Here is a 4239-nt window from a genome sequence, read left to right on the forward strand (position 1 = left end):
AGGTGTCTTCTCGCGAGGACGGCTTTTTCCCTCGTGGCGGAGCCACTTGGGAAAAAGATCCCGCAGCGAGAAGACACCTGAGGTTCCGCTACCCGGACACCAAAGCAACACGAGCCGAGGAACTCAGAGCTTGACCGGGTAGTACGGCTCTGGGACCTCGGGGGAGAGTCGGCCTTCGACGAAGATGCCGTGCCAGATCATGAACACCAGCAGCGCCCACAGCCGGCGGCTGTGGTCGAGCACGCCGGAGCGGTGCTCTTCCAGCAGCTGCAGGATCGCGGTCTTGTTCAGCAGCCGCTCCGTCTGGGACTGCTGGATGATGTTGCGCGCCCAGTCGTGCATCTCGTCGCGCAGCCAGTGCCGGATCGGCACCGGGAAGCCCAGCTTGCGGCGGTTGAGCACGTGCGCGGGCACGACCTGCTTCATGGCCTGGCGCAGCGCGTACTTCGTGGTCTCCGGGGTGATCTTCTGGTCCAGCGGGATGCCGCTGGCGACGCGGAACACCTCGTTGTCCAGGAACGGCACCCGCAGCTCCAGCGAGTTCGCCATCGTCACCTTGTCGGCCTTGACCAGGATGTCCCCGCGCAGCCACGTGAACAGGTCCACGTGCTGCATCCGGGTCACCGGGTCCCAGCTCTCGGAGGAGCGGTACGGCGCGGCGGTGACGTCGCGGTGCGACACGCCCGGGTCGAAGGCCGCCATCACGGCCTTGAGCTGGTCGTCGCGGAAGATCCGCGCGTTGCCGTAGTAGCGGTCCTCCAGCGACAGCGCGCCGCGGCGCAGCAGGTCCTTGCCGCGCACCCCGTCCGGGATGGCGGTGGAGACCTTGCCCATCGCCTTGCGCAACGAGCCGGGCACCCGCTCGAACGGCGCCAGCGACAGCGGCTCGCGGTAGATCGTGTAGCCGCCGAACAGCTCGTCGGCGCCTTCGCCGGAGAGCACCACCTTGACGTGCTGGCGCGCTTCGCGGGCGATGAACCACAGCGGCACCAGCGCCGGGTCCGCCACCGGGTCGTCGAGGTACCAGACGATCAGCGGCAGCGTCTCCATCATCTCCTCGGGGGAGACGGTGCGGATCACGTGCTTCACGCCGATCGCCGCGGCCGACTCGGCGGCCACGTCCACCTCGGAGTAGCCCTGCCGCTCGAACCCGGTGGTGAAGGTGATCAGGTTCGGGTTGTGCTCCTTGGCCAGGCAGGCGATCGCCGTCGAGTCGATGCCGCCGGACAGGAAGGAGCCCACGGTCACGTCGGCGCGCATGTGCTTGGCGACCGAGTCCCGCATGACGTCCACGACCTGGTCGTGCAGCCGCCGGGCGTCGGAGTCGTTGCGCACCGGCTTCGAGGTGAAGTTCGGGACGAAGTACCGCTCGGTCACCAGGCGCCCGCCGGGGGACACGGTGAACGAGGTGCCGGACTCGATGCGCCGGATCTGGCGGTGCAGCGTCTCCGGCTCCGGGACGTACTGCAGCGTCAGGTAGTGCTGGAGCGCCTTGTGGTCGAGGTCCTCGCCGATGCGCAGCGTGGTGGCCAGGCTCAGCAGGCTCTTCTTCTCGCTGGCGAACGCCACGCCGCCCGGCCCGTCGGCGTAGAACAGCGGCTTGATCCCGAACGGGTCGCGCGCGCCGAACACGACGCGGCGCTCGCTGTCCCAGATCAGGAACGCGAACATGCCGCGGAGCCGGCCGACCATCGCGGTGCCGAGGTAGTGGTAGGCGGCGACGATCACCTCGGTGTCGCCGTCGGTGTGGAACCTCGCGCCGTAGTGCTCGGAGAGCTCCGCGCGCAGCTCCAGGTAGTTGTAGATCTCGCCGTTGAAGTTGATGGTGTAGCGGCCGGGGTTCTCCGGCGGCCCCCACGTCAACGGCTGGTGCGAGTGCTCCAGGTCGATGATCGACAGCCGGTTGAAGCCGAAGACGACCTCACCGCCGTGCCAGGTGTCGCTCTCGTCCGGCCCCCGGTGCCGTTGGCAGGGCAGCGCTTTGGCCACGGCGTCGACGGCGAAACCGGCGTTCTCTTCAGTGGGACAGACAAGTCCAAGCAGGCCGCACACGGCGTCTCGGCACCTCTCGCATCGGCGATGGGTCGGGCTCCGCCCCGCGGCCCCGGCGGGGATCTCGGCGGGCGGGAGTCCCAGTATGCCGGGTCCGCCGCCGTACCGTGCAGGCGCGGTGAGTCGGAGCCCGCGTCGCCGGGCACCGCTGTCGATCGTTCCCCGCGCGGCGCGTGCGAGCGGGCTCCCGCGCACGCGCGCGGGCGGCGGATCTCCGCTCCGGGCGGGGACGATCTCGGTGATGTGCAGCGCACCTCGCCACCCCGGAGGCGTATCGCGGCTACTGCTGGGCTAGGCTCCCCGCAGCATTCCGGCCGCGGGGCATGGTGGGTGCGCAGTGTGTCCAAAACCCGCGGCGACGGTGGAAACACGCAGCGAGGAGGCGTCGCGCAGTGGGCTTTCGGATGGGGAGCTTGCGGCAGGAACGTCTGAAGGAGGGGACCCGAGTGCCACGGCTGGTCAAAGTCGCCGGGCTGGTAGGCCTGGTCGCGGTCGCGGCCACGGGCTGTTCGGCCGACGAGGTCCTGCGGTTCGGCTGGCCGCAAGGTGTCACCCCGCAGGCCGAGTCGATGCGTCAGCTGTGGACGTGGTCGGTGATCGCTGCACTGGCGGTCGGCGTCCTCGTGTGGGGCCTGATGTTCTGGACGGTCGCCTTCCACCGCAAGAAGGGCGAGGAGCTGCCCCGGCAGTTCCAGTACAACGTGCCGCTGGAAGTCATCTACACGGCAGTGCCGTTCGTGATGGTCGTGGTGCTGTTCTACTTCACCGCCACGACGCAGAACTACGTGATGGCGAAGTCCGAGAATCCGGACGAGAAGGTCAACGTCGTCTCGTTCCAGTGGAACTGGGAGTTCAACTACCCGGACCACCGCACGCCGGACGGGCAGCCGGTGCGGACCGTGGGCAGCAGCAGCGAGATCCCGCTGCTGGTGCTGCCGACCGGTTCGTCGATCCAGTACAACTTGAGCTCCACCGACGTCATCCACTCGTTCTTCGTGCCGGAGTTCCACTTCAAGCGGGACACCTTCCCGCACCCGGACAAGAACAACCAGGACGCCGTCTTCGAGAACACCATCGAACGCGAAGGCTCGTTCGTCGGGCGGTGCGCCGAGCTCTGCGGCACCTACCACTCGATGATGAACTTCGAGGTCCGCGCCTTGTCGCCGGACAAGTTCGACCAGTACATGCAGCTGCGGACGCAGAACAACCCGGCCACCGGGCAGTACTACACCGCGTCCGAGGCGTTGACCCAGATGAACTGCGGTGAGCTGTGCACGCCGCGGGCGGTGACCTCGGTGCCGTTCGACACCGACCGAACCTCCGGTGAGCCGTCCACCATCGGTGGCCGGCAAGCGGGCAACTGATCCCGGCAGGACGCAGGGCGCGAGAGTGAGGACTCCATGAAGGTCGAAGCGAAGATCTTCAACCTGATCACCGGCTTCTTCTTCCTGTCGGCGGTCGTCTACGGCTTGTGGTCGTACGAACCCGTGGGCACGACGGCACTGGTCCTGGTGGGCGGGTTGTCGCTGCTGATCGGCAGCTACTTCCAGTTCGTCGCGCGGCGCATCGAGCCGCGTCCGGAGGACAACCCGGACGCCGAGATCAGCGACGGCGCGGGCGAGCTGGGCTTCTTCAGCCCCGGCAGCTACTGGCCCGTCGGGCTGGCGGCGGCCGCCGCGTTCGCCGGTATCGCGCTGGCGTTCTTCCACGTGGTCATGATCGTGATCGCGGTCGGCGTGCTGCTGATCACGGTCGCGGGCCTGGTGTTCGAGTACCACACCGGACCGAACCACGAGTGATCTTCAGTACCTAGGTGAGCCCCCGGACCACTGGTTCGGGGGCTCACCTATTTTTGGCTCCAATTGATTACTTTCAGTGGTGCCCGAGTGATCCCCTTCGCTAGTTTTCACTCGTCCGTGAGAACTCTGGGGAGAGGACTGGGGAATGTCATCACGTACAGCTGCTTTAGCGCGCGGTACGGCGGTGCTCGCCGCCGTGCTGGTCGCGGGCTCGCTCGCGCCGGCCGCACTCGCGGAACCGGAATCGCCCGCGCAGCCGCTGCGCACGAACGGCGCCGCCGCCCCGGTTCTCGACTGGAGTCCGTGTGCTGATGCGCCTGGTTATGAGTGCGCTACTGCTGAGGTGCCGTTGTCGTATCGGGATCCGTCGGGGCAGCGGATTCGGTTG

The 4239-nt window shown here is 67.7% G+C and carries 3 protein-coding genes and 1 pseudogene; 3 read left to right on the plus strand and 1 reads right to left on the minus strand.

Annotation, left to right across the window (positions count from 1 at the left end; genetic code table 11):
• Positions 1–123: 123 nt before the first annotated feature.
• Positions 124–2052, minus strand: a complete 1929-nt coding sequence (gene asnB, locus ACWD38_RS30060; RefSeq protein WP_184477888.1) for an asparagine synthase (glutamine-hydrolyzing) — start codon at positions 2050–2052, stop codon at positions 124–126.
• Positions 2053–2456: 404 nt separating this feature from the next.
• Here asnB and ctaC point away from each other — a divergent pair, with 404 nt between their 5' ends.
• The 3 genes and pseudogenes from ctaC to ACWD38_RS30075 form a co-directional block, all read left to right on the plus strand.
• Positions 2457–3416 (plus strand): aa3-type cytochrome oxidase subunit II, encoded by a 960-nt coding sequence (ctaC, locus tag ACWD38_RS30065; RefSeq protein ID WP_184484883.1) that lies wholly within the window; start codon positions 2457–2459, stop codon positions 3414–3416.
• 36 nt (positions 3417–3452) lie between these two features.
• Positions 3453–3851, plus strand: coding sequence for a cytochrome c oxidase subunit 4 (locus ACWD38_RS30070; RefSeq protein ID WP_184477889.1), 399 nt, complete (start codon positions 3453–3455; stop codon positions 3849–3851).
• A 184-nt stretch (positions 3852–4035) separates the two neighbouring features.
• Positions 4036–4239, plus strand: a pseudogene (locus ACWD38_RS30075) (alpha/beta hydrolase); the annotation flags it as partial.

The organism is Saccharopolyspora sp. NPDC002578 (assembly GCF_053592695.1).